This window comes from Streptomyces sp. NPDC059443, assembly GCF_042750105.1.
In the GTDB taxonomy this organism is placed as follows: Bacteria; Actinomycetota; Actinomycetes; order Streptomycetales; family Streptomycetaceae; genus Streptomyces.
The window spans coordinates 25711-47682 of sequence record NZ_JBHYVM010000029.1; the positions used below are offsets into that span (position 1 = coordinate 25711).

At 72.0% G+C, this 21972-nt stretch carries 15 protein-coding genes; 10 read left to right on the forward strand and 5 right to left on the reverse strand.

From position 1 onward, the window contains the following. The first annotated feature begins 205 nt into the window (after nt 1-205). Nucleotides 206-1957 carry an ABC transporter substrate-binding protein gene (locus tag ACFXDJ_RS25555; RefSeq protein ID WP_384650224.1) on the forward strand — a complete coding sequence of 584 codons (1752 nt, stop codon included), beginning with the start codon at nt 206-208 and terminating at the stop codon, nt 1955-1957. A 63-nt stretch (nt 1958-2020) separates the two neighbouring features. On the opposite strand, the gene ACFXDJ_RS25560 is transcribed toward ACFXDJ_RS25555, so the two are convergent. After that, the gene (locus ACFXDJ_RS25560; RefSeq protein ID WP_384650226.1) at nt 2021-3250 is read right to left on the reverse strand and encodes an RNA-guided endonuclease InsQ/TnpB family protein; all 1230 of its coding nucleotides are present in this window, start codon (nt 3248-3250) and stop codon (nt 2021-2023) included. A 143-nt stretch (nt 3251-3393) separates the two neighbouring features. Here ACFXDJ_RS25560 and ACFXDJ_RS25565 point away from each other — a divergent pair, with 143 nt between their 5' ends. From ACFXDJ_RS25565 to moeZ, 9 genes are all read left to right on the forward strand, one after another. Further along, nucleotides 3394-4368, forward strand: a complete 975-nt coding sequence (locus tag ACFXDJ_RS25565; RefSeq protein ID WP_384650228.1) for an ABC transporter permease — start codon at nt 3394-3396, stop codon at nt 4366-4368. Beyond that, nucleotides 4365-5357: an ABC transporter permease gene (locus ACFXDJ_RS25570; RefSeq protein ID WP_384650230.1), complete on the forward strand. Its 993-nt coding sequence runs from the start codon at nt 4365-4367 to the stop codon at nt 5355-5357. Before ACFXDJ_RS25565 ends, ACFXDJ_RS25570 begins: the two co-directional genes overlap by 4 nt. Beyond that, nucleotides 5354-7153 (forward strand): dipeptide ABC transporter ATP-binding protein, encoded by a 1800-nt coding sequence (locus tag ACFXDJ_RS25575; RefSeq protein WP_384650232.1) that lies wholly within the window; start codon nt 5354-5356, stop codon nt 7151-7153. Before ACFXDJ_RS25570 ends, ACFXDJ_RS25575 begins: the two co-directional genes overlap by 4 nt. Nucleotides 7154-7328: 175 nt before the next feature. Beyond that, nucleotides 7329-8954, forward strand: a complete 1626-nt coding sequence (locus ACFXDJ_RS25580; RefSeq protein ID WP_384650277.1) for a DUF3492 domain-containing protein — start codon at nt 7329-7331, stop codon at nt 8952-8954. Continuing rightward, complete coding sequence (locus tag ACFXDJ_RS25585; protein ID WP_384850373.1) at nt 8951-9859, forward strand: hypothetical protein; 909 nt, start codon at nt 8951-8953, stop codon at nt 9857-9859. Before ACFXDJ_RS25580 ends, ACFXDJ_RS25585 begins: the two co-directional genes overlap by 4 nt. 312 nt (nt 9860-10171) lie before the next feature. After that, nucleotides 10172-11569: an RNA-guided endonuclease IscB gene (gene iscB / locus ACFXDJ_RS25590; RefSeq protein WP_384650236.1), complete on the forward strand. Its 1398-nt coding sequence runs from the start codon at nt 10172-10174 to the stop codon at nt 11567-11569. A gap of 147 nt (nt 11570-11716) precedes the next feature. Next, a complete protein-coding gene (locus ACFXDJ_RS25595; RefSeq protein ID WP_384650238.1) occupies nt 11717-12742 on the forward strand; it encodes an NAD-dependent epimerase/dehydratase family protein in 1026 nt (341 codons plus the stop codon). Beyond that, complete coding sequence (locus ACFXDJ_RS25600) at nt 12730-13476, forward strand: spherulation-specific family 4 protein (RefSeq protein ID WP_384650240.1); 747 nt, start codon at nt 12730-12732, stop codon at nt 13474-13476. The genes ACFXDJ_RS25595 and ACFXDJ_RS25600 overlap by 13 nt, the downstream gene beginning before the upstream one ends. An 86-nt stretch (nt 13477-13562) precedes the next feature. Then, nucleotides 13563-14741 carry an adenylyltransferase/sulfurtransferase MoeZ gene (moeZ, locus tag ACFXDJ_RS25605; protein WP_384650242.1) on the forward strand — a complete coding sequence of 393 codons (1179 nt, stop codon included), beginning with the start codon at nt 13563-13565 and terminating at the stop codon, nt 14739-14741. Between the two features lie 77 nt (nt 14742-14818). Here the strand turns inward: moeZ and ACFXDJ_RS25610 are convergent, their stop codons facing one another. From ACFXDJ_RS25610 to ACFXDJ_RS25625, 4 genes are all read right to left on the reverse strand, one after another. Beyond that, nucleotides 14819-16630 (reverse strand): alpha/beta fold hydrolase, encoded by a 1812-nt coding sequence (locus tag ACFXDJ_RS25610; protein ID WP_384650244.1) that lies wholly within the window; start codon nt 16628-16630, stop codon nt 14819-14821. A 157-nt stretch (nt 16631-16787) separates the two neighbouring features. Beyond that, nucleotides 16788-18380 (reverse strand): alpha/beta hydrolase, encoded by a 1593-nt coding sequence (locus ACFXDJ_RS25615; RefSeq protein WP_384650246.1) that lies wholly within the window; start codon nt 18378-18380, stop codon nt 16788-16790. Nucleotides 18381-18462: 82 nt separating this feature from the next. After that, nucleotides 18463-21000 (reverse strand): ABC transporter permease, encoded by a 2538-nt coding sequence (locus tag ACFXDJ_RS25620; protein WP_384650248.1) that lies wholly within the window; start codon nt 20998-21000, stop codon nt 18463-18465. 79 nt (nt 21001-21079) lie between these two features. After that, nucleotides 21080-21862 (reverse strand): ABC transporter ATP-binding protein, encoded by a 783-nt coding sequence (locus tag ACFXDJ_RS25625; protein ID WP_384650250.1) that lies wholly within the window; start codon nt 21860-21862, stop codon nt 21080-21082. Nucleotides 21863-21972 lie beyond the last annotated feature (110 nt).

Consider the following 21972-nt stretch of genomic DNA (forward strand, 5'->3'; position numbering starts at 1 on the left):
CTTCCGCCGCGCCCGGGGGCTCTTTCCTGCCCGCAGGCGCGGCTTCTTCCGTTTCTCCGTCCCCGCAGTCGGCACGCCGCCGACTCCGCTGACGGCGATCGGTCACGACCGCCGCTCCTCGCGCGGCCCGCTCCGCATTCCGCATCCCGCATCCCGGATTCACCGTCCTGAATCCCTTTGCACGCCGCCGAGAGGTCGTTTTCCCATGTTTTCCGCCGGTCCTGCCCGTCATCAGACAGCGCGCCGCCTGGCCGTGGTCGCCGTGAGCCTCGTCCTGGCCGGAGGCGCCGCGGCCTGCGGGCCCAAGGGCGGTTCGGACAAGGCCGCGGACAACCCCGGCGCGGGAGGCGCCGGGAGCGCGCCGCAGAAGGGCGGCACCCTCACCGTCCTCAACGCCGAACCGCAGAACGACTTCGACCCCGCCCGGCTCTACACCTCCGGCGGCGGAAACGTCCCCTCGCTCGTCTTCCGCACCCTGACCACCCGCAACCGCGAGGCCGGACCGGCCGGCGCCAAGGTGGTGCCCGACCTGGCCACCGACCTCGGCAAGGCCAACGCCGACGCCACGGAGTGGACGTACACGCTGAAGGACGGGCTGAAGTACGAGGACGGCTCGCCGATCACCACCGCCGACATCAAGTACGGCATCGAGCGGTCCTTCGCCGCCGAACTGTCGGGCGGGGCCCCGTACCTGCGCGACTGGCTGGTCGGCGGGGAGACGTACGAAGGCCCGTACAAGGACGGCGGCAAGGGGCTCGACTCGATCGTCGTGCCCGACGCGAAGACGATCACCTTCAAACTGCGCAAGCCCGAGGGGGAGTTCCCCTTCCTCGCCACGCAGACGCAGTTCGCGCCCGTGCCCAAGGCCAAGGACACCGGGGTCAAGTACGAGGAGCACCCCGTCTCCTCCGGCCCGTACAAGGTCGCCAAGAACGAGAACGACGGCGAGCACCTCACCCTGGAGCGCAACGAGAACTGGGACGAGAAGACCGACGGGGAGCGCAAGGCCTACCCGGACAAGATCGACGTCCGCTCCGGGCTCGACGCGGCGGTCATCAACCAGCGTCTCTCCACCAGCTCCGGCGCCGACGCGGCCGCCGTCACCACCGACACCAACCTCGGACCGGCCGAACTCGCGCAGATGGGCGACAACAAGGAGCTGGCGGCGCGGGTCGGCACCGGGCACTTCGGCTACATCAACTACCTGGCCTTCAACCCGAAGGTGGCCCCCTTCGACAACCCGAAGGTGCGCCAGGCCATCTCCTACGCGGTCAACCGCACCAGCGTGATCAACGCGGCCGGCGGCTCCGCGCTCGCCGAGCCCGCCACCACCTTCCTCCCCGAGCAGGAGGCCTTCGGCTTCACCAAGTACGACCACTTCCCGGCGGGCAAGACCGGCGACCCGGCCAAGGCCAAGGAGCTGCTGGCCGAGGCCGGTTACAAGGACGGGCTGAGCATCACCCTCACCCACTCCACCGCGCAGAACCGCCAGACCAGCCCCGAGGTGGCCACGGCCGTCCAGCAGGCGCTCGCCGCCGCCGGGATCACGGTCAAGCTGGAGGGGCTGGAGAACAACGCCTTCAACGAGAAGCGCTGGGACGCCAAGAACACCCCCGGCTTCTTCATCTCCCGCTGGGGCGCGGACTGGCCGTCCGGCGCCCCCTTCCTCGCGCCGATCTTCGACGGCCGCCAGATCGTCACCAACGGCTCCAACTACAACCACGCCCAGCTCAACGACCCGGCCCTGAACGCCGAGATCGACGAGATCGCCAAGCTGACCGACCTCGCGGCGGCCGGCAAGCGCTGGGGCGCGCTCGACAAGAAGATCGGCGAGCAGGCCCTCGACGTGCCGCTCTTCCACCCGGTCTACAAGCGGATCGTCGGCAAGGACATCAAGAACGTCGTGATCAGCGACTGGACCGGCGTCCTCGACATCTCGCAGGTCTCGGTCAATTGAATCCTCCCCTCCCTGAGGGGAGTGGATCGCTCACCCTCCAGGGCTGATGTGGGGATTTCTGACTCAGGCAGCCACTTGAGGCGGCGCCCCGAGTGGTCTTACGCCCTCAGCGCCAGCCGGGTTGAGACCAGCCCGGACCAGCATGACGTGTGCGGAGTTCTTGTCCCTGGGGGACACGGCTCCGCACACGGTGCAGGCATACGTTCGTTCTGAGAGAGGTAGTGCGTGCTTGGTTCTCGCTCCGCACTGCGCGCACTCCATGGTGGTGTGCGCGGGGTGTACCAAATAGACGGCACGGCCGTGCTTGCGGCCCATCTCGACCAAAGCCGTCTTCGTCGCGGAGATCGCCGCGTCGGCCGCCTTCCTCGCCATCGTGGACTTCGCGAGGAAGCGCGGTCGGAAGTCCTCCACCGCGAGGGCGTCGTGGTCGCGGACCACGCGCTTGGCCCATTTGCGGCCCGTGTCCTGGCGTTGCCGGGCCACCTTCTTGTGCAGCTTTGCTACTCGCTTCCTCGCCGCTTGGTAGCCCTTCGACCCGGGCTTTCCCTTCGCCGGTTTCCGGCGGGCCATCATCCGCTGATAGCGCGCCAGGCCGGCGGCCGCCTTCTTCCCGTGCTCGGCGTGCGGGAGGTCGTGGACATCGCTGGTGGTGATCGCGGTCTGGCGCACGCCCCAGTCGATACCGATTACCGCGCCGGTCTCCGCAAGCGGCTCGACCTTGGTGGGGACGACGAACGAGCAGTACCAGTGCCCGAGGCTGTCCTGGTAGACACGCACGGAGGTCGGGTCGGCGGGGAGGTCCCGCGACCACACCACCGTCAAGGCGATCCCGCCTGCCAGGTGCAGTTTCCCGTCCTTCAGGCGAAAGCCGCGCTTGGTGTAGTTGAGGGACGGCAACGCTTCCCGCTTCCTCTTCCACCTCGGCATCCCGGCCCGACGCGCAATGGGCAGCCGTTCTCGGATGTCCTTTTGCGCCTTGGCCTTTGCCTTGCCGAAGTCGCGGATCAGCTGCTGCTGCGGAACCGAGGACCCTTCGCGAAGCCAGGTGTTCTTGGTACGGGCTTCGGTCAGCATCTTGTCGAGCTGGGCCGGACCACACGTCCGCTTGTCCATGCCTTCGGGCCGGTCCGTGTTCCACAGGTATGTCTGCTTCGACTTTGCGCAGCACTCGTTCCAGATCCAGCGGCACCGGTCCCACTCGCCCATCAGGCCGGCAAGGGCGGTGGACGACACGCGCACACGGAAGGTCCACCGGGCGTGCCCGGCGTCCCCCGTCATCGGCGTCGCTGCCATTCCAACAAGCTATCCCCGACCACTGACAACGGCCGAAAGTACAGGTCAGACCAGATGCGAACCGACCTCCGGCGCTCCGTGCCTCCGGCCCAAGGACCCATTCCTCCCCGGCCTGAAGGCCGGGGCCTCCCGGGAGAAATCCGGTGACCCTCCTCGCACACCGATCGGCGTCGCCGTCCGTACCCGGGGCCGGCGCCGGACGGCAGGTCTGGCGGCGGCTGCGCGGGCGGCCCTCGGCCGTGGCGGCCGCTGCCGTCCTGGCGCTCCTCGTCCTCCTCGCCCTCGCCGCGCCGCTGCTCGCGCAGCTCGCCGGCCAGGACCCGAACGCGTACCACGACGAGCTCGTGGACTCCGCCCGCGGCGGTGTGCCCATCGGCTCCTTCGGCGGGATCTCCGGCGACCACTGGCTCGGCGTCGAGCCGGGCACCGGCCGCGACCTGTTCACCCGGCTGCTCCACGGGGCCCGGATCTCGCTGCTCGTCGCGCTCGGCGCGACCGCCGTGCAGCTGGGCGCGGGCGTGGCCGCCGGACTGGCCGCCGCCCTCGGCAACCGCTTCCTGAGCGGGCTGATCGGCCGCCTCACCGATGTGCTGATCGCACTGCCCATGCTCGTGCTCGCGATCGCGCTGACCGCCGTCGTCCCGGCCGGCTTCCCGCGGCCGCTGCTGCTGATCCTCGTCATCGGACTGCTCGGCTGGGGCTCCACCGCCCGCATGGTGCGGGCCCAGACCCTGTCACTGCGCGGCCTCGACTTCGTCGACGCCGCCCGGTTGTCCGGGAGCGGCACGTTGCGGATCGCCCGCCGCGAACTGCTGCCCTCGCTCGCCGCGCCCGTCGTCACCCTCGCCGCGCTCCACGTGCCGGGCAACATGGTGGCCGAGGCCTCGCTGTCCTTCCTCGGCGTCGGGGTGAAGCCGCCGACCCCCTCCTGGGGTCAGATGCTGTCGAGCGCCCAGACCTGGTTCCGGGCCGACCCCGCCTACGTCCTGCTGCCCGCCGGACTGCTCTTCGTCACCGTGCTCGCCTTCACCGTCCTCGGCGACGCCGTCCGCACGGCCCTCGACCCGCGCGAGGGCTCGCGCCTGCGGGTCGGCACCAGGAAGGAGCGGAAGGAGTGATCCTCTTCGCGCTCAAACGGATCGGCGGCGCCCTGTTCGTGCTGCTCGCCCTGTCCGTCATCGTCTACGCCCTCTTCTACGTCGCCCCCGGCGACCCCGCCCGCCTCGCCTGCGGGGAACGCTGCGACCCGGCGCAGATCGCCCAGGTCCGCACCCAGCTCGGACTCGACGACCCGGTGCCCGTGCAGTACCTGCACTTCCTCCGGGGACTGGTCGCCGGGCGGGACTACTCCGGCGGCGCCGGGCTCGTACTGCACTGCGACGCGCCCTGCCTCGGATTCTCGTACCAGAACGACCGGCAGGTCACCGAGCTGATCCTGGACCGGCTGCCCGCCACCCTCTCGCTCGCCTCCGGCGCGCTGGTGATCTGGCTCGTCATCGGCGTCGGCACCGGCCTGCTGTCCGCACTGCGGCGCGGCGGTCTCACCGAGCGGGCACTGACCGTGCTCACCCTCGCCGGCACCGGCACGCCCGTCTTCATCCTCGGGCTGCTGCTCCTCATGGCGGTCTGCGCGTACCTCCAGTGGCTGCCGTTCCCGACGTACGTGGCCCTCGGCGACGACCCCGAGCAGTGGGCCTGGAACCTGCTGCTGCCGTGGGTGACCCTCGGCTTCTTCGAGAGCGCCAAGTACGCGCGGCTGACCCGGAGTTCCACGCTGGAGATGCTCGCCGAGGACCACATCCGCACCTTCCGCGCCTACGGGGTGGGGGAGCGGGCCATCGTGACCCGGCACGCCCTGCGCGGGGCGGTGGCCCCCGTGATCGCGCTCAGCGCGGTGGACTTCGGCACGATGATCGGCGGCGCCGTGCTCACCGAATCGCTGTTCGGGATCCCCGGACTCGGAAAGACCCTGATCGACGGGGTGCGGGTGGTCGACCTGCCCGTGGTGGTGGGCGTGGTCCTCGCCATCGGCGCGGCCGTCGTGATCGCGGGCGCCGTCGCCGACCTGCTCTACGCCGTCGCGGACCGAAGGGTGGCCCTGGCATGACGAACCAACCGCTGGTGGAGGTGACCGGGCTCGTGATCGATTTCCCGGTCGGAGGGCCGGGGGAGTACGTACGGGCCGTGGACGGGCTCTCCTTCACGCTGGAGCCCGGGCGCGCCCTGGGTATCGTGGGGGAGTCCGGGAGCGGCAAGTCATCTGTTGCCGCAGCCCTGTTGGGCTTGCACCACGGAACCGGGGCGCGGCTCGGCGGATCCGTCCGGGTCGCCGGCACCGACGTGGGCGCGGCCTCCCCGGCCGAGCTCCGGGAGCTGCGCGGGGGCGTCGCCGCCATGGTGTTCCAGGACCCGCTGAGCTCCCTGGACCCGTACTACGCCGTCGGCGATCAGATCGCCGAGGTGTACCGGGTCCACGTGGGCGGCTCCCGGCGGGCGGCGCGTGCGCGGGCGGTGGAGGTGCTGGACCGGGTCGGGATACCCGACGCGGTACGCCGGTCCCGGGCGAGGCCGCACGAGTTCAGCGGGGGCATGCGGCAACGGGCGCTGATCGCGATGGCGTTGGCGTGTTCGCCGCGGCTGCTGATCGCGGATGAGCCGACCACTGCGTTGGACGTCACGGTGCAGGCGCAGATCCTTGATCTGCTGCACGGGCTGCGGGAGGAGTGGGGGCTCGGGTTGGTGCTGGTCACGCATGACGTGGGGGTGGCGGCGGAGAGCGTGGAGGAGGTGCTGGTGATGAGGGGCGGCTCCGCCGTGGAGCGGGGGGCTGTGGGGGGTGTGCTCGCGGAGCCTGCCCACGGGTATACCCGGGCCCTGCTGGCGGCTGTGCCGAGGCTGGACGCGGTGCGGGTGGCCCGGCCGGGGGCTTCACGGGCGCTGCCCGCACCCGCGCCTCAATCGCCGGCGGGGCTTGATTTGGCGGGGCCCGGCGTGTCCGCGCGGCTCAAAGATCGGGGCTCCGCCCCGGACCCCGCGCCTCAAACGCCGGCGGGGCTGGATTTGGCGGGGCTGGATGTGCGGGTGAGCCCGGAGTTGGGCGAGCCCGTTGTCGAGGCGTTCGCGCTGCGGAAGGAGTTCGGGCGGGGGAAGCGGCGGGTGGCCGCCGTTGGCGGGGTGTCGCTGGCCGTGCGGGCCGGGGAGACGTTGGGGATCGTGGGGGAGAGCGGTAGCGGGAAGAGCACGCTCGGGCGGATGCTCGTCGGGCTGCTGGAGCCCACCTCCGGGCAGGTGCGCCACGGGGGCCGGGAGGCCGTCGGGGTGGTGCCCGGGGTGCAGATGGTGTTCCAGGACCCCGTGTCCTCGCTCAATCCGCGCCGCTCGATCGGGGAGTCCATCGCCGATCCGCTGCGTGTGGGAGGGGGGAAGGACGCGCGGGCGGTGCGGGCCCGGGTCGGCGAGCTGCTGGTCCGGGTCGGGCTGGAGGCCGCGCACTACGACCGGTACCCGCACGAGTTCAGCGGCGGCCAGCGTCAGCGCGTCGGCATCGCCCGCGCGCTCGCGCCCCGGCCCCGGCTGATCGTCTGCGACGAGCCCGTCTCCGCCCTCGACGTGACCACGCAGGCGCAGGTCACGGCGCTGCTGGCCGAGCTCCAGCGGGAGCTGGGCATCGCGCTGGTCTTCATCGCGCACGACCTCGCGGTGGTGCGGCAGGTCAGCGACCGGGTCGCCGTCATGCGGGGCGGGGTGATCGTGGAGGAGGGGCCGGTCGACGAGGTCTACGACCGGCCGGCGCACGCCTATACGAGGCAACTGCTGGCCGCCGTACCGTCCCTCGACCCGGCCCTGGCGGCCGAGCGGCGGCTCGGCGGGCGCCGTCCCGAGGGGGTTCTGGCGCGGCACTAGTCCTTCTTAGCGTGCTCGAACGCTAACCGTACGGGAAAGTTACGACTCTTCACCCCTTCCGGTGGCGCGACGGACAACCGTCCGCCGCGCCTTCGGCATATCCGCTTGAGTTCGTATCCGGCGGGTCGCCGGACCGACGGCGACCGCCTGTAACGGGAGATCGGGGGTGCCACTCGTGCGGATCGGACTGCTCACGGAAGGTGGTTATCCGTATGCGACGGGGGAAGCGAGGCTGTGGTGTGACCGGCTCGTGCGCGGGCTCCCGCAGCACGAGTTCGAGCTCTACGCCCTGAGCCGCAGCGCCGAGCAGGAGGAGCGCGGCCGGGTCCCGCTGCCCGCCCACGTCACCCGGGTGCTGACCGCCCCGCTGTGGGCCCCGGCCGACGACGGCCGCAGCTACGGGCGCCGCGAGCGCCGCCGGTTCGCCGCCGCTTTCACGGAGCTGGTCCGCGGGATCTGCGGAGCCGACGCCGGGCGGTTCGGGGACGGCTTGTACGGGCTGGCCGAACTCGCCGGGGAGCAGGGCGGGTTGTGCGCGGCGCTGCGTTCCGAGACGGCCGTACGGGCGGTGGAGTCCGCCTGTCGCGCGCCGGGAGCGAGCAGGACCGTACAGCGGGTGCAGGTCGCCGACCTGCTGGAGTTCGTGGACGAACTGGAGCGGCTGCTCCGCCCGTTGTCCCTGGACTGGTACGAGGACCTCCGTGAGGTCGACGTCTGCCACGCGGCCGCGGGCGGGGTGGCGGCGCTGCCCGGACTGCTGGCCAAACGCTTCTTCGGGGTACCGCTCCTGGTCACCGAGTACGGGGTCCAGCTCCGGGCCCACTACCTGGAGCACGCGGCGGAGGGCGAACGGCCGGCCGTACGGGCCCTGCTCGCCGCCTTCCACACCCGGCTGGCCGGGGAGATCTACGCCCGCGCCGATCTGCTCACCCCCGGCAACGCGCACGCCAGGCGCTGGCAGGAGCGCTGCGGGGCCCCGCGCGAGCGACTGCGGACGGTATACCCCGGGATGGAGGCGGACCGATTCGCCGCCGTCGGCGAGGACACCTCCTGCGGGGACCCGGACACGCTCGTGTGGATCGGCAGGATCGAGCCCGCCAAGGACCTGATCGCCCTCCTCCACGCCTTCGCCGAAGTAAGGAAGTCGGAGCCCGGCGCGCGGTTGCGGATCTTCGCGACGGCGGTCGCCGCGGGGGAGGCCGCCGTCCAGTACCTCGCCGACTGCCGCTCGCTCGCCGCGCAGCTCTTCCCCGACGAGGCCGACGACGCCCACGCCGTCGGCGAGAACCCGGTCACCTTCGAGGTGATCGGCGCACCCGGGGCCCCGTCCGCGGCCGACGCGTACGGCGCCGGGCGGGTCGTGGTGCTCTCCTCCGTCATCGAGGGCTTCCCGATCACCCTGGTGGAGGCGATGTTCTGCGGCCGCGCCACCGTCTCCACCGACGTCGGCGCCGTCTGCGAGGTGATCGGCGGGACCGGGCTCGTGGTGCCGCCGCGCAACCCGCGCGCGCTCGCCGAAGCCTGCGTCTCGCTGCTGCGCGACCCCGAGCGGGCCCAGCGGCTCGGGGCCGCCGCCCGGGCGCGGGCCCTGGAGCTCTTCACCGTCGAGCAGAACGTCGACGCCTTCCAGGAGTCCTACCTGAGGCTGCTGGCCCGGGGCCCGGCCCGGCCCGACGCCGCCGGCACCGGAGTCCCCTTCGAGCAGCCCCCCGAAGCGCGCGTCCCGGGCCACTGGGCCACCCCGACCTGGGCCGCCCCGCCCGCGAGCACTCCCCTCACGAGTTCGGAGGTCCCGGGATGACCGTCCCCCTGGACGAAGCCGTCCCCGTCGACCCGCCCCAGCGGCGCAGGCCCCGGCTCGGCGGAGACCCCGTCAAAGTGCTGCTCCACCGGCACCGGGAACTCTGCGAACACGCCGTGGATTGCCTGGAGATCGCCGCCGGCCTGGAGGCGCACGGGATCACCGACCGCACCGCCGCCCGGTTCCGCCACCGGGACGTCTTCTCCCTCGCGGAGGAGCTCTACGCCCGGACCCCTCGCGCCCAGACCCCGCCCGCCCCGCCTGCCGGGATCCCGGTCGACCCCCGGGCGGTACGGGGCTTCGGCCGCGCCCTGCTGCCCGGGGCCCTCGCCCTCGCGGCGGCCGCCGCCGGGGTGCCCTGGGCCGGAGCCCTGGCTGCGGCGGCCACCGTCGCCGCCCTCGGGTGGCCGGGCCGGGCCGCCGGGGGCCGGTTCCCCGCTCCGGTGTACCTGCTCGCCTCGGCCGTCGTCGGCTGGGCCGTCCTGCGCCACGGCACCCCCCTCGGGGTCGCCCTGGCCGTGGCCGTCGCCCCCGGACACCTGGCCGGCGCCGTCTTCGCGGCCAGGGCCCGGCGCAGGCTCGCCGGCAGCCGGGCCCTGGAGGACTTCGCCGACGGGGTGCGGCCGCTGCTCCTGGGCACGGTGCTGCTGTTCGCCGCGGCCGCCGCGGGGGCGGCCGCGCTGGCCGGAGCCCCGTACGCCGTCGCCGTACCGCTCGCGGTGCTGCTGTTCCTGACCCGGCTGATGCTCGGCCACGGCGCCCCGCGCGGGGCCCTCGCGGGGGCCCTGGCCCTCGTACTGGCCCTGCTCCCGGTCCCGGCGGCGCCGTTCGCCGCCGCGGCGGGACTCCTCGTACCCGCAGTCCTGGCGCTGTCGCGGGCCTCCGCGCACGCGCGGCGGCCCTGAACCCTTCGGAAGCAGACACCGAAGCGCAGTACCCCTACCCCGATCCACCCATCCAACAAGGAGAAACAGGACGTAGCGGGATCCCCCTCCTGAAGGAGGGGGCTTTCAGCCCGATGGGCTGCGGGCCGCCGTTACCAGCACCAGCCAACACCCATATTGGAGGTGAACAAGTTGGCTACGTTCCGCTCACGACAGAAGACCGACCGCGCTGTGCTTCCTCAGCAGCTCGCTCTCGAATTCGAGTCAGCAGACACCCCCCGGATCGGGGACGAAACGGGGCTCGAAGGCCGTAAGGCACCGGGTGCGGAACATGTGCGAGAGGAGACCTCTGCAGCTTCACCCGGCGGCAGAGGCGTCACCCTCCGGTCCTCCGGGGCTGGGGAGGAGCCGCGTGAGCGGCACCCTCATGTTTTTGTACTCGACAAGCACCACAGGCCGTTGCAGCCCACCAACCCAGCGCGGGCACGAAAGCTGCTCAAGAAGGGATGTGCTGTCGTTCACCGGCACACACCATTCGTCATCCGGTTGAAGGACCGCACCGTCGCCGAAAGCGAGATCGACGGGGTAGAGCTGGGTATCGACCCTGGCAGCAAGCACACCGGTATCGCTGTGTTCACCGCCGAGGCGGGGGAACGCCGGGGCCGGTACAGCATCCAGCTTGATCACCGGGGCGCGACCATCCGCAAGAAGATGGAGCAGCGCGCCGCCTACCGGCGGGGCCGTCGTACCCGGAACCTGCGTTACCGCGCCCCGCGTTTCCTCAACCGCACGAAGCCGAAGGGCTGGCTCGCCCCATCTCTCCGTCACCGCGTGGTCACCACCCTGTCGTGGACGAACCGGCTGGCCCGCTGGGCCCCCGTCCGCAGCGTGCATGTGGAACGGGTCGCGTTCGACACCCACGCCATCAGCGCCGGGAAACCACTGGAAGGCGCGGAGTACCAGCACGGCACCCTCCACGGCATGGAGGTGCGCGAGTACCTGCTGGCCAAGTTCGGCCGGGCCTGCATCTACTGCGGTATCACCGGCGTGCCGCTCAACATCGACCATGTCCACCCCCGGTCAAGGGGCGGATCGGATCGGGTCTCCAACCTGGTCCTGGCCTGCGTCCCCTGCAACGAGGCCAAGTCGAACCGGCCGGTGGAGGAGTTCGCGCCCCAGCGAGCCGCCGACATCCTCAAGCGGGCCAAATCCCCCCTCCGGGACGCGGCAGCCGTCAACTCCACCAGGTGGGCACTACGGCGGGCCCTCGATGCCCTGTTCCCCACCCACACCGCCAGTGGTGGGCGCACCAAGTGGAACCGGCAGAGGACCGGACTGGCGAAAAGCCACAGCCTGGACGCCCTCGCGGTCGGCAAGCTCGACACCATCACCGAGACCGTTGCCACGGTCCTGGTCACCGGATGCGCAGGGCGCGGCACCCACACCCGCACCCGGCCGGACAAGCACGGCTTCCCCCGACTGCGGATGCCCCGGCACAAACAGTTCTTCGGCTACGCCACCGGCGACCTCGCCCGCGCAGTCGTTCCCACAGGCAAGAACGCGGGCACCCACACCGGACGCATCGCTGTCCGGTCCAGCGGCGGCTTCAACATCACCACCGCTCACGGCACCGTCCAAGGCGTCCGGCACAAACACTTCCGCCGCCTCCAGCGGGCAGACGGCTACGCCTACACCACCAGGCCCGAACGAAAGACCACCGATGCCGCCTGACCGCCAGAGCACTGCGATTCGCCCTGGCGGCGAATCCCAGCCGTTGCCCTGCTCCGCAGGAGCTTCGTTTCCTCCCCCAGCCAAAGCAGGGGGTTTCCACGAAGGGATCACGATGACCGGCCAGCCAACCAACCAAGGGGCCGCGCGATGAGGGTGCTGCTGATCGGAGCCAACGGATACCTCGGGCGCTACGTGGCGGACCGCCTGCTCGCCGACCCGGCGGTGCAGCTCACCGCGCTCGGCCGGGGCGACGACGCCGACGTCCGGTTCGACCTCGCCACCGGCAGTCCCGGCGCGCTCACCCGGTTCCTCGACGCCGTCCACCCGGGCGTGGTCATCAACTGCGCGGGCGCCACCCGCGGCGGAGCCCGGGAACTCACCCGGCACAACACCGTCGCCGTGGCCACCATCTGCGAGTCGCTGCGCCGCAGCGGCTGCGGGGCCCGGCTGGTCCAGCTCGGCTGCGCCGCCGAGTACGGCCCCAGCCAGCCCGGATCCTCCACGGCCGAGGACGCCGTGCCCAGACCGGGCGGACCGTACGGGGTGAGCAAACTGGCCGCCACCGAACTGGTGCTGGGCTCCGGGCTCGACGCCGTGGTCCTGCGGGTCTTCTCGCCCGTCGGCCCCGGCACCCCGGCCGGATCCCCGCTCGGCCGCCTCGCCGAGGCCATGCGGCGCGCCATGCAGTCCGGGGACGGCGAGCTCAAGCTCAGCGGGCTCGGCGTCCAGCGCGACTTCGTCGACGTACGGGACGTGGCGCGGGCGGTGCACGCCGCCTCCCTGTCGGCGGCCCAGGGCGTGGTCAACATCGGCACGGGGCGGGCGGTCCGGCTGCGCGACGCGGCGGCCGTGCTGGCGCGGGTCGCCGGGTACGCGGGCTCCCTGCACGAGCTCGACGTACCGCAGCACGGGCAGCACGGGCAACACCCCCAGCACGGGCTCGGGGGACGGCCGCCGGGGCTCGCCGCCATCGGCTCCCCGCGCTCCGAGGCCACGGCCGAGCAGCTGGCGGCGGCCCAGGCCGCGCAGCCCCCGTACCCCTACCCGGACGGCTGCGGAGCCTGGCAGCAGGCGGATGTCCGTACCGCCCGCGACCGGCTCGGCTGGCGGCCCCGGATCAACCTGGAGGAGTCCCTCGCGGACATCTGGATGGAGGCGGCGTGCCGCATCTGAGCACCCCGGCGGCCGCCGCGGCCACCGGGACGGGCCGGCTCGGCCTGGGCGTCCCCGGGTACGCGCATCCGCTGCTGGCCCCGGTGGAGTGGGCCGAGCTGACCCGGCCCGGGACCCCGCTGCACTGGGCCGTGCTCAATGTCACGGACGGGCCGGGCGGCCGGCCCGACCCGCACTGCACCGAGGCGGCCGCGAAGCTCCGCGGCGCGGGCGGCGTGGTCCTCGGCCATCTCGCGATGCGAGACGGGGAACGGTCCTTCGGGGAGCTCGTCTCCGACGCCCACCGCTTCCGGGACTGGTACCGGGTCGGCGGCTTCTACCTCGCCGGGGCCCCGGCCGGCAAGGCCGAACTGGCCTCCGTACGCCGGGTCGCGGACACCCTGCGGGGGCTCGGCGACGGGCTGCGGATCGTCCTCGGGCAGGGCACCCACCCGTACGAGGGCTACGCGGAGACCGCCGACCAGCTGGTCACCTTCTCCGGGACCTGGGCCGACTACCGCTGGTCGCAGGTGGCCGAGTGGACGGCGGACCATCCGCCGGAGCGGTTCTGCCACCTGGTCCACGGGGTGCCCCGCACGCACCTGGAGGAGGCGGTCCGGATCGCCCGCTGGCAGGGGGCCGGAACCATCTGGTTCACCGACCGGCGAGGGGCCGGGGACAGGGACCCGTGGGCCTCGATGCCCGGGTACTGGGACGAAATCGTCTCGCGGATCGGGACGGGTGTCTCGGAATGAAAGGGTGCGTGGCAGTGTTGTGGGCAGAGTAACCAACCGTGGTCCCCGCACGAACATGCGGGGATGATCCCATCTCCGGAGTGCCCGTGTCGCTGCCACCCCTGGTAGAGCCAGCTGCTGAGCTCACCGTCGACGAGGTCCGTCGGTACTCCCGCCACCTGATCATCCCGGACGTCGGGATGGACGGGCAGAAGCGCCTGAAGAACGCCAAGGTGCTCGCGGTGGGTGCCGGCGGCCTCGGCTCGCCCGCCCTGATGTACCTGGCCGCGGCCGGCGTCGGCACGCTGGGCATCGTGGAGTTCGACGAGGTCGACGAGTCGAACCTGCAGCGCCAGATCATTCACAGCCAGGCGGACATCGGCCGTTCCAAGGCCGAATCCGCCCGCGACAGCGTGCTGGGCATCAACCCGTACGTCAACGTGGTCCTTCACGAAGAGCGGCTCGAAGCCGAGAACGTGATGGAGATCTTCAGCCAGTACGACCTCATCGTCGACGGCACGGACAACTTCGCCACGCGCTACCTCGTCAACGACGCCTGCGTGCTGCTGAACAAGCCGTACGTGTGGGGTTCGATCTACCGCTTCGACGGCCAGGCCTCGGTCTTCTGGTCCGAGCACGGCCCGTGCTACCGCTGCCTCTACCCGGAGCCGCCCCCGCCGGGCATGGTCCCGAGCTGCGCCGAGGGCGGCGTACTGGGCGTGCTCTGCGCGTCCATCGGGTCCATCCAGGTCACCGAGGCCATCAAGGTCCTCACGGGCGTCGGCGAGCCGCTGGTCGGCCGTCTGATGATCTACGACGCCCTGGAGATGCAGTACCGCCAGGTCAAGGTCCGCAAGGACCCCGACTGCGCGGTCTGCGGTCCGAACGCGACCGTCACCGAGCTCATCGACTACGAGGCCTTCTGCGGCGTCGTGTCGGAGGAGGCCCAGGAGGCCGCGCTCGGCTCGACGATCACTCCCAAGCAGCTCAAGGAGTGGATCGACAACGACGAGCCGATCGAGATCATCGACGTCCGCGAGATCAACGAGTACGAGATCGTCTCGATCCCCGGTGCGAAGCTGATCCCCAAGGGCGAGTTCCTGATGGGCACCGCCCTCGCGGACCTGCCGCAGGACAAGCGCATCGTCCTGCACTGCAAGACGGGTGTCCGCAGTGCGGAAGTCCTCGCGGTCCTGAAGTCCGCGGGCTTCGCGGACGCGGTCCACGTCGGCGGCGGCGTCATCGGCTGGGTCCACCAGATCGAGCCCGAGAAGCCGGTCTACTAAGCAGTCGCGTCACCCGGAGGGGCCGTACTTCGCTCGTTTCGAGCGGAGCACGGCCCCTGCGGCGTGCCTCAGGAGCTTCAGCCGAGCGGCAGCTCCAGGGCGGCGGCCGCGTTCTCGGTCGGTGACGCCACGGTGGTGGTGCTGCCCTCCTGGCCCGCGAAGGAGTACAGCTTGTCCCGACCGTTGACGACCAGGGCCAGGCGGTGGCCGTCCGGCAGGTCGTAGGCGGCGGGCTGGAGCCGCCAGCCGATGGTCCGGTCCTCGCCGGAGTTCAGGCCGGAGACGGTGTACGGCTCGTGCGTGATGATCCGGGCGGTGTTGTCCGGGGCGATGTCGAACAGGTAGGCCACCAGGGTGGCGTCCTGCGTGTCGCGGACGGTGAGCCGGACCGTCGCCGTGCCGCGGACGCGGCGGGCCACGCCGTCCCGGCCGGTCAGCGGCTCGGTCGACCAGACCAGCAGCTTCGACCGGTCGAACTTCGCCACGTCGTAGGTCTTGGCGTTGCCGAACCACTCCTTCTGCCCGGTCTGCAGGAGGGCGTCCATCGCGGTGGCGTCGGTCAGCTCCCCGGCGGAGAAGGCCCGCTCCCAGCCGACGGCGGGCTTCGCGTCCAGCGCACCGTCGCCGGAGCCGCCGGCCGCGGTGAGGTACCAGGTCTCGCTGCTGGTCGTGACGTCGTCCCATGCCTCGCGCGCCTCGCGGCGGGCCGGAGCGGTGATGCGGTCGCTGCCGCCGGGCAGAGGAGCGGTCCGGTAGGTGAACATGACCTGGTTGTTCACCTGCGGCCAGCTCGCCACCCCGTTGTCCGCGCCGAGCAGGTGGTGGTCCAGCCAGGCGTACGCCTCCTGCATCGGCTCCCGCAGGCCGGGGAAGGGCAGGCCGGTCACCAGTCCCGCCAGGCCGGGGCCTTCGGGGGCGCCGTGGTCGCCGATCCACATGTTCAGCCGCTTCGGCACGGTGAGTTGAGTGAAGGCGTCGATGGTCTGACCGGCCGGGAACAGGCTCTCGTGCCAGGTGTTGGAGAAGAACGTCGGGATTCCGCGTGCGTTGGTGATGTCGACGTAGGCCGACGGGGACCGTTCGGTGCCCCAGGCCACCACGTCGTCGAGGTTCTGGCCGCTCAGGAAGTTCTGGAGGATCTCCTGGGTGGCCTCGTCGAACTTCTCCTCCAGCGGGCCGCCGGTGAACGCGATCAGCGCCTTGACGGCCTCGATGTGCCGGGTGTCGTTGTCGTACAGGCTGGTGGCCAGGTTCCCCCAGGTGCTCAGCGCGACGACGGCCGCCACCCGGTCGTCGCGGTCGTCGTGCGCGGCGATCAGCTGGCTGATCCCGGAGCCGTACGACTCGCCGAGCAGGCCGATCCGGCTCGGGGCGAAGTACTCCTGCGCGTAGTCGAGCACCGTCGACCCGTCCGCCCAGTCGTTGGGCCCGGCGACGTCGACGAAGCCCTCGGAAGTGGAGGGCAGGTCGGCGGAGCCGAGCCCCCGGGGTGTGTAGGCCAGCACGTGGTAGCCGCGCTGCGCCAGCGTGAGGTACGCGTACAGGAACGGCAGCCAGCCGTACGGGCTCCAGCCCGCGGGCACGACCACGAGCGGGCGGGGTTCCGGGCCGTTCAGCTTGATGGCGAAGGCCGACAGGCGGATCCCGTCCGCGGCGGTGATCCGGGGATAGCTGATCGTGGCGCGCCGGCGGATGTCGCCCGCTAACTGCGACAGCTCCGCCGGGAGCGTCCCGCGCGTCTCGTCCTGGAGGGCATGGAGCAGAGCCCGGGCCGTGTCGACGGCGGCCGGGTTGACGGTGGGGCCGGGGCCCCAGATGCCGTTGGTGGCGATGTCGGTGAGGGTCGCGTCGGTGATCGACGGGATCGGCTCTCCAGCGGCAGTAGTCATATGAACCACCCTTTCCGTAGCGGATGTGCGAATACATGGTCAGCACAGGCGCTGCGAAACGGGGGCGTCAGCTCATTCACTGGAATCGGTGAACCTCACCCGATCCGACCGTTGTTGCATCCCACACGTGATAGGTCGATGCTGCGGAGGGCGAGCCTCATCCGGGCGTCAGGGGGGAGATCGAGGGCGACGGCGAGGTGGCGGGCGAGGGGGTGCAGACGGTGTTCGCGCCGGGGACCTTGCCGTCCAGCAGGTACGAGTTCACCGCCTGCTGCACGCACTTGTCGCCGCTGTTGTAGGCCCCGTGGCCCTCGCCCTTGTACGTCAGCTCCACGCCGACCCCCGGGCCGAGCCGCTCCACCATCTTGCGCGCGCCCTCGTACGGGGTCGCCGGGTCACCGGTGTTGCCGATCACCAGGATCGGGGCCGAGCCCGGGGCGGAGACGTCCGGGGTGCTCCAGGCGCCGGCCACCGGCCAGTCGGTGCAGCTCATCATGGCCCAGCCGAGGAAGTCACCGAAGACGGGCGAGGCGGCGCGGAAGTCCGGCAGCTTCGCCTTCGTCTGGGCGAGGGTGGGCCGCTCCTTGGAGTCGGCGCAGTTGATCGCCGCGTTCGCGGCCCCGATGTTGCTGTACCGGCCCTGCTGGTCGCGGCCGTTGAGCGCGTCCGAGAGGGCGAGCAGCAGCTGGCCCTGCCCGCCGTCGGCCTCGTCCAGGCCCTGTTCCAGCAGCGGCCACAGCTCCTTGGAGTACAGGGACTGGGCGATGCCGTTGGTCGCGGCGGTCTCCGTCAGCATGCGGTCGCCGATGCCGGTGATGGGTTTGGCCGCCAGTTTCTTCTGGAGCTTGATGACGTTCGCCTCGATCTCCTTGGCGGTGCTGCCCTGGAGCCGGCAGGCGTCCCCGCGGTTCACGCAGTCCTGGGCGAAGTTGCCGAGCGCGAGCTGGAAGCCCTTGGCCTGGCCGAGCGCCCCCTCCTCCGCGGTCTTGGTCGGGTCGACGACGGCGTCGAAGACGGCCCGGCCGACGTTCTTGGGGAAGAGGTGGGCGTAGACCCCGCCGAGCTCGGTACCGTAGGAGATGCCGAAGTAGTTCAGCTTCTCGTCGCCGAGGGCCTGGCGGATCCGGTCCAGGTCGCGGGCGGCGTTGTCGGTGCCCACGTAGGGCAGTACCTTGCCGGAGTTCGTCTCGCACGCCTTCTGGTACTTCTCGATGGCGGAGAGGAAGGCCTTCTCCTCCTCGGGGGTCGAGGGGGAGGAGTCGCCGGCGTAGAACGCGTCCAGCTGCTTGTCGTCCTCGCACCGGACGGGCGCGCTGCGGCCGACCCCGCGCGGGTCGAAGCTGACCAGGTCGTACCGGTCGCGCAGGGCCGCGTACTCGCTCGCCGCGCCGGGCAGGGTGGTGATGCCGGAGCCGCCGGGTCCGCCGAAGTTGAAGACGAGCGATCCGATCCGCTGGTCCTTGTTCCGGGCCTTGGCCCGGATGAGCGCCAGCTCGATGGTCTCGCCCCCGGGCTTGGCGTAGTCGAGGGGCACCTCCAGGACGGCGCACTGCCAGTCCTTCCCGGGCACCTGCCCGCCGCCCTCGGCGGCGGTGGGGGCCTCGCAGTCCCCCCATTTCAGAGCCTTGGCCCCCTGGGCGGCGCCGTCCTTGCCCCGCTTCTCCTTGCCGCCGTCGGAACAGGCGCTGGTGGCGAGGAGAGCGGCGGCGACGGCGGCGGAAGCGGCGACCCGCAGGGCGTGTGTCGGCATGTCCTCATCCTGTGCGCGCCACGCCGCTCGCGCCCCCGCGCTGACCCATCCGGGTCACCGCGGGGGCGGGGGGAGCGGTCCGTCAGTGGGCCGCCGTGGCGGCGGGGATGTCCACGCGGGCGGCCCGGCGGGCCGGCCAGAGCGAGGCGAGCAGCGCGCCGGCCAGGGCGAGCAGGACACCGAGGGCGAGCCGTCCCCAGGGGATGACCAGGGCGTATCCCGCGACGCTCTCCTGGAGGGTGCGGCCCATCGCCCAGCCCGTGAAGACGCCCATGACCGTGCCGACGGCCGCGCCGAGCGCGCCGACGAGCAGGGCCTCCATGCGGATCATCCGGGTCACTCCGGCGCGGTCCAGGCCGATGGCGCGCAGCGTGCCGATCTCCTTGCGGCGTTCGAGGACGGACATCGCGAGGGTGTTGGCGATGCCCAGGGCGGCGATCACCAGGGCCATGCTGAGCAGGGCGTAGAAGACGTTCAGCTGGTCGCCGATGCCGCTGGTGTCCTCGGCCCGGATGCCTTCCTTGTCGAGGACCGACAGGGCGGGGTTGTCGCCGAGGGCCTTGACGACGCTCGCGAGCTGGGCCCTGCCGGGTCCGCCGGCGGTGGCCACGACGATCGCGTCGGTGTACGGGGCGGCGTCGTACCGGGAGACCAGGGAGTCGGGTGCGGTGATGCTGGGCAGTACCTTGCTCTGTTCCTCCGCCCGGTAGATCGCGCCGATGGTGACCTCGCCCCGCTTGTCCTGCCGCTCCACCGTGAGCTTCTGGCCGACCTTCCAGCCGTTGGCCCTGGCCTTGTATCCGGCGACCGCGATCTCTCCCCGGCCCAGGCCGTCGAGTGAGCCCTCGGTCACCTCGTAGCGCAGGAGGCGGCCGATGGCGGCGGGGTCGACGCCGGTCAGGACGGAGGAGACGCCCCCGATCCGGTACTGGGTGGACTGGTTGAGCGGGCTGTAGGTGGCGCCGGTCAGCTTCTTGAGGGGCTCCGCGGTGGCGGGGGTCATCCGCTGGCCGCCCGAGGGGGCCTTCACCAGGTAGTCGGCGGTGAGGTCGCGGGTGGTCGCGCCGTCGAGGTACTGGGTGGCGGAGGCGCCGAGGACGGACAGGCCCGAAGCGAGGGTGAGGGCGATGGCGAGCGCGGCGGCGGTGGCGCCCGTACGGCGCGGGTCGCGCACGGTGTTGCGGGCGGCGAGGTCCCCGTGCACCGGGTGCAGGCGGATCAGCAGCGGCCGGAGCAGGGCGGTGAACGGCCGGGACAGGAGCGGTACGAGGCCGATCGCCCCGGCCAGGGTGAGGGCGGCGCCGAGGCCGATGACGGTCCGGGCGTCCTTCGCTGCCGAGTCCGTGGCGAGGGCCCCGTACACCACGGCGGCGGTGCCTGTGAGCACCAGCGCGGCGCCGATGCCGGTGCGCAGGGAGCCGGCCCGGGCGGGCGCGGCGGGCTCGGCGACGCCGAGTGCGGCGACGGGCGGGATGGCCATGGCCCGGCGGATCGGCACCCATGCGGCGATCACGGGCAGGGCGGTGCCGACCACCAGCGCGATGATCACGGTGGCGGGGAGGAGGACCAGCGGGGCGGCCGGGCCGTCGGCGGGGGCGAAGAGCGTCTGGAGCAGGGCGGCGACCCCGGTGCCGGCCACGATGCCGGCCACGGAGGCGATCAGGCCGACGAGGACGGACTCGGCGAGCAGGATGCGGCGCACCTGCTTGCGGGAGGCGCCGACGGCACGCATCAGGGCCAGCTCCCTGGTGCGCCGGGAGACCAGCATGGTGAAGGTGTTGGAGATGAGGAAGGTGGCCACGAACAGGGCGACCGCCGCGAAGCCCACCATGATCTGGCTCATCGTGTCGCTGTCGCCGGAGGCCTGATGTGCCTGGTGCTGGGCGAGGAAGGCGCCGGTGACCACGGTGGTGTCCTTGGGCGCCGCCGCCTCGACGCGGCTGAAGAGCTGGTTCACGTCGGTGCCGGGTGCGGCGGTGATCTCGATGTCCGTGTACTGGCCGGACTGGAGGAACAGCCGCTGGGCGGTGGCGTCGCCGAACAGCGTCAGGCTGCCCCCGGGGATGAGCTTGGACCCGTCGGTGCGGAAGACGCCGCTGAGCTTGTACGAGTCGGCGCCCGTGCCCGTGCCGACGCGCACGGTGTCGCCGACGCGGTAGCCGCCCTTGGTGGCGCTGGCCTCGTCGAGGGCGACCGTGTGGTCGCCGGTCGGGCCGGACCCCTCGGTGAACCGGTAGGCGGGGTCCGTTCCCTTCTTGTCCGGGGCGAAGTTGCCGCCCTTGCGGAACTCTCCGTTGCCGAGCAGCCGGCCCTCGTGGTCGGCGACGGCGGCGAAGCCGCTGACGCGGCCCGCGACGGCGGCGACCCCGGGGACCTCGGCCAGGGTGGCAGCGGTGCGGGCGTCGAGGGTGGCCGGGGGGCCGCCGGGGATGGTGTTGGGGGCGACGTTGAGGGAGATGCGGTCGTAGCCGGCGGTCGCCCGGTCGACGGCGGCCTGCTTCAGGCTGTCGCCGTAGACGAGGCTGCCGGTGACGAAGGTGACCCCGAGCATGACCGCGAACGCGGTCATCAGCAGGCGGGCCTTGTGCGCGAGCACGTTGCGCAGGGCGGTACGGAACATGGGATGCGGATCCTGGGAGGAGGCGGGCTCGGTGGAGGCGAGCGGTGGCTGGAGCGGGGCCGGGGCGAGGGCGCGGGGGTCAGCTCGTGCGGGAGCGGGCGTCGAACGCCTTCATCCGGTCCAGGACCCGGTCCGCGGTGGGTCGCGTCATCTCGTCGACCAGACGGCCGTCGGAGAGGAAGACCACGCGGTCGGCGTAGCCGGCGGCCACGGGGTCGTGGGTGACCATGACCACGGTCTGGCCCAGCTCGCGCACCGAATCGCGCAGGAAGCCGAGCACCTCCGCCCCGGCGCGGGAGTCGAGGTTGCCGGTGGGCTCGTCCCCGAAGATGATCGCGGGCCGGGAGACCAGGGCCCGGGCCACGGCCACGCGCTGCTGCTGCCCGCCGGACAGCTGCCCGGGCCGGTGGCCGAGGCGCTCGGAGAGACCGGTCATCGAGACCACGTGGTCCAGCCACTGCCGGTCGGGCTTCCGGCCGGCGATGGTGAGCGGCAGGGTGATGTTCTCCAGCGCGGTCAGCGTCGGCAGCAGGTTGAACGCCTGGAAGATGAAGCCGACCCGGTCGCGGCGCAGCCGGGTGAGCTGCTCGTCGTTCAGCGCGCCCAGTTCCGTGGTGCCGATGCGCACGGAGCCGAAGCTGAAGGAGTCGAGCCCGGCGGCGCAGTGCAGCAGGGTGGACTTGCCGCAGCCGGAGGGGCCCATGATCGCCGTGAACTCGCCCTCGCGGAAGGAGACGCTGACCTCCTCCAGGGCGACGACACGGGTGTCGCCGCTGCCGTAGACCTTCGACAGGCCGCTGGTGGCGGCCGCGATCCCGGTCGGCGCGTGCAGCGTGTTCGGGGCAAGGGGGGCTGCGGTCACGGAGGACTCCTCTACGGGTGCGGAAGGTGCACTCCGAAGGGTGTCCGGGGAACGTATCGGGGCCCTGGGCCGCCTCGTATCGGGGGCCGCTCCGGTTCGTATCGCTTCTG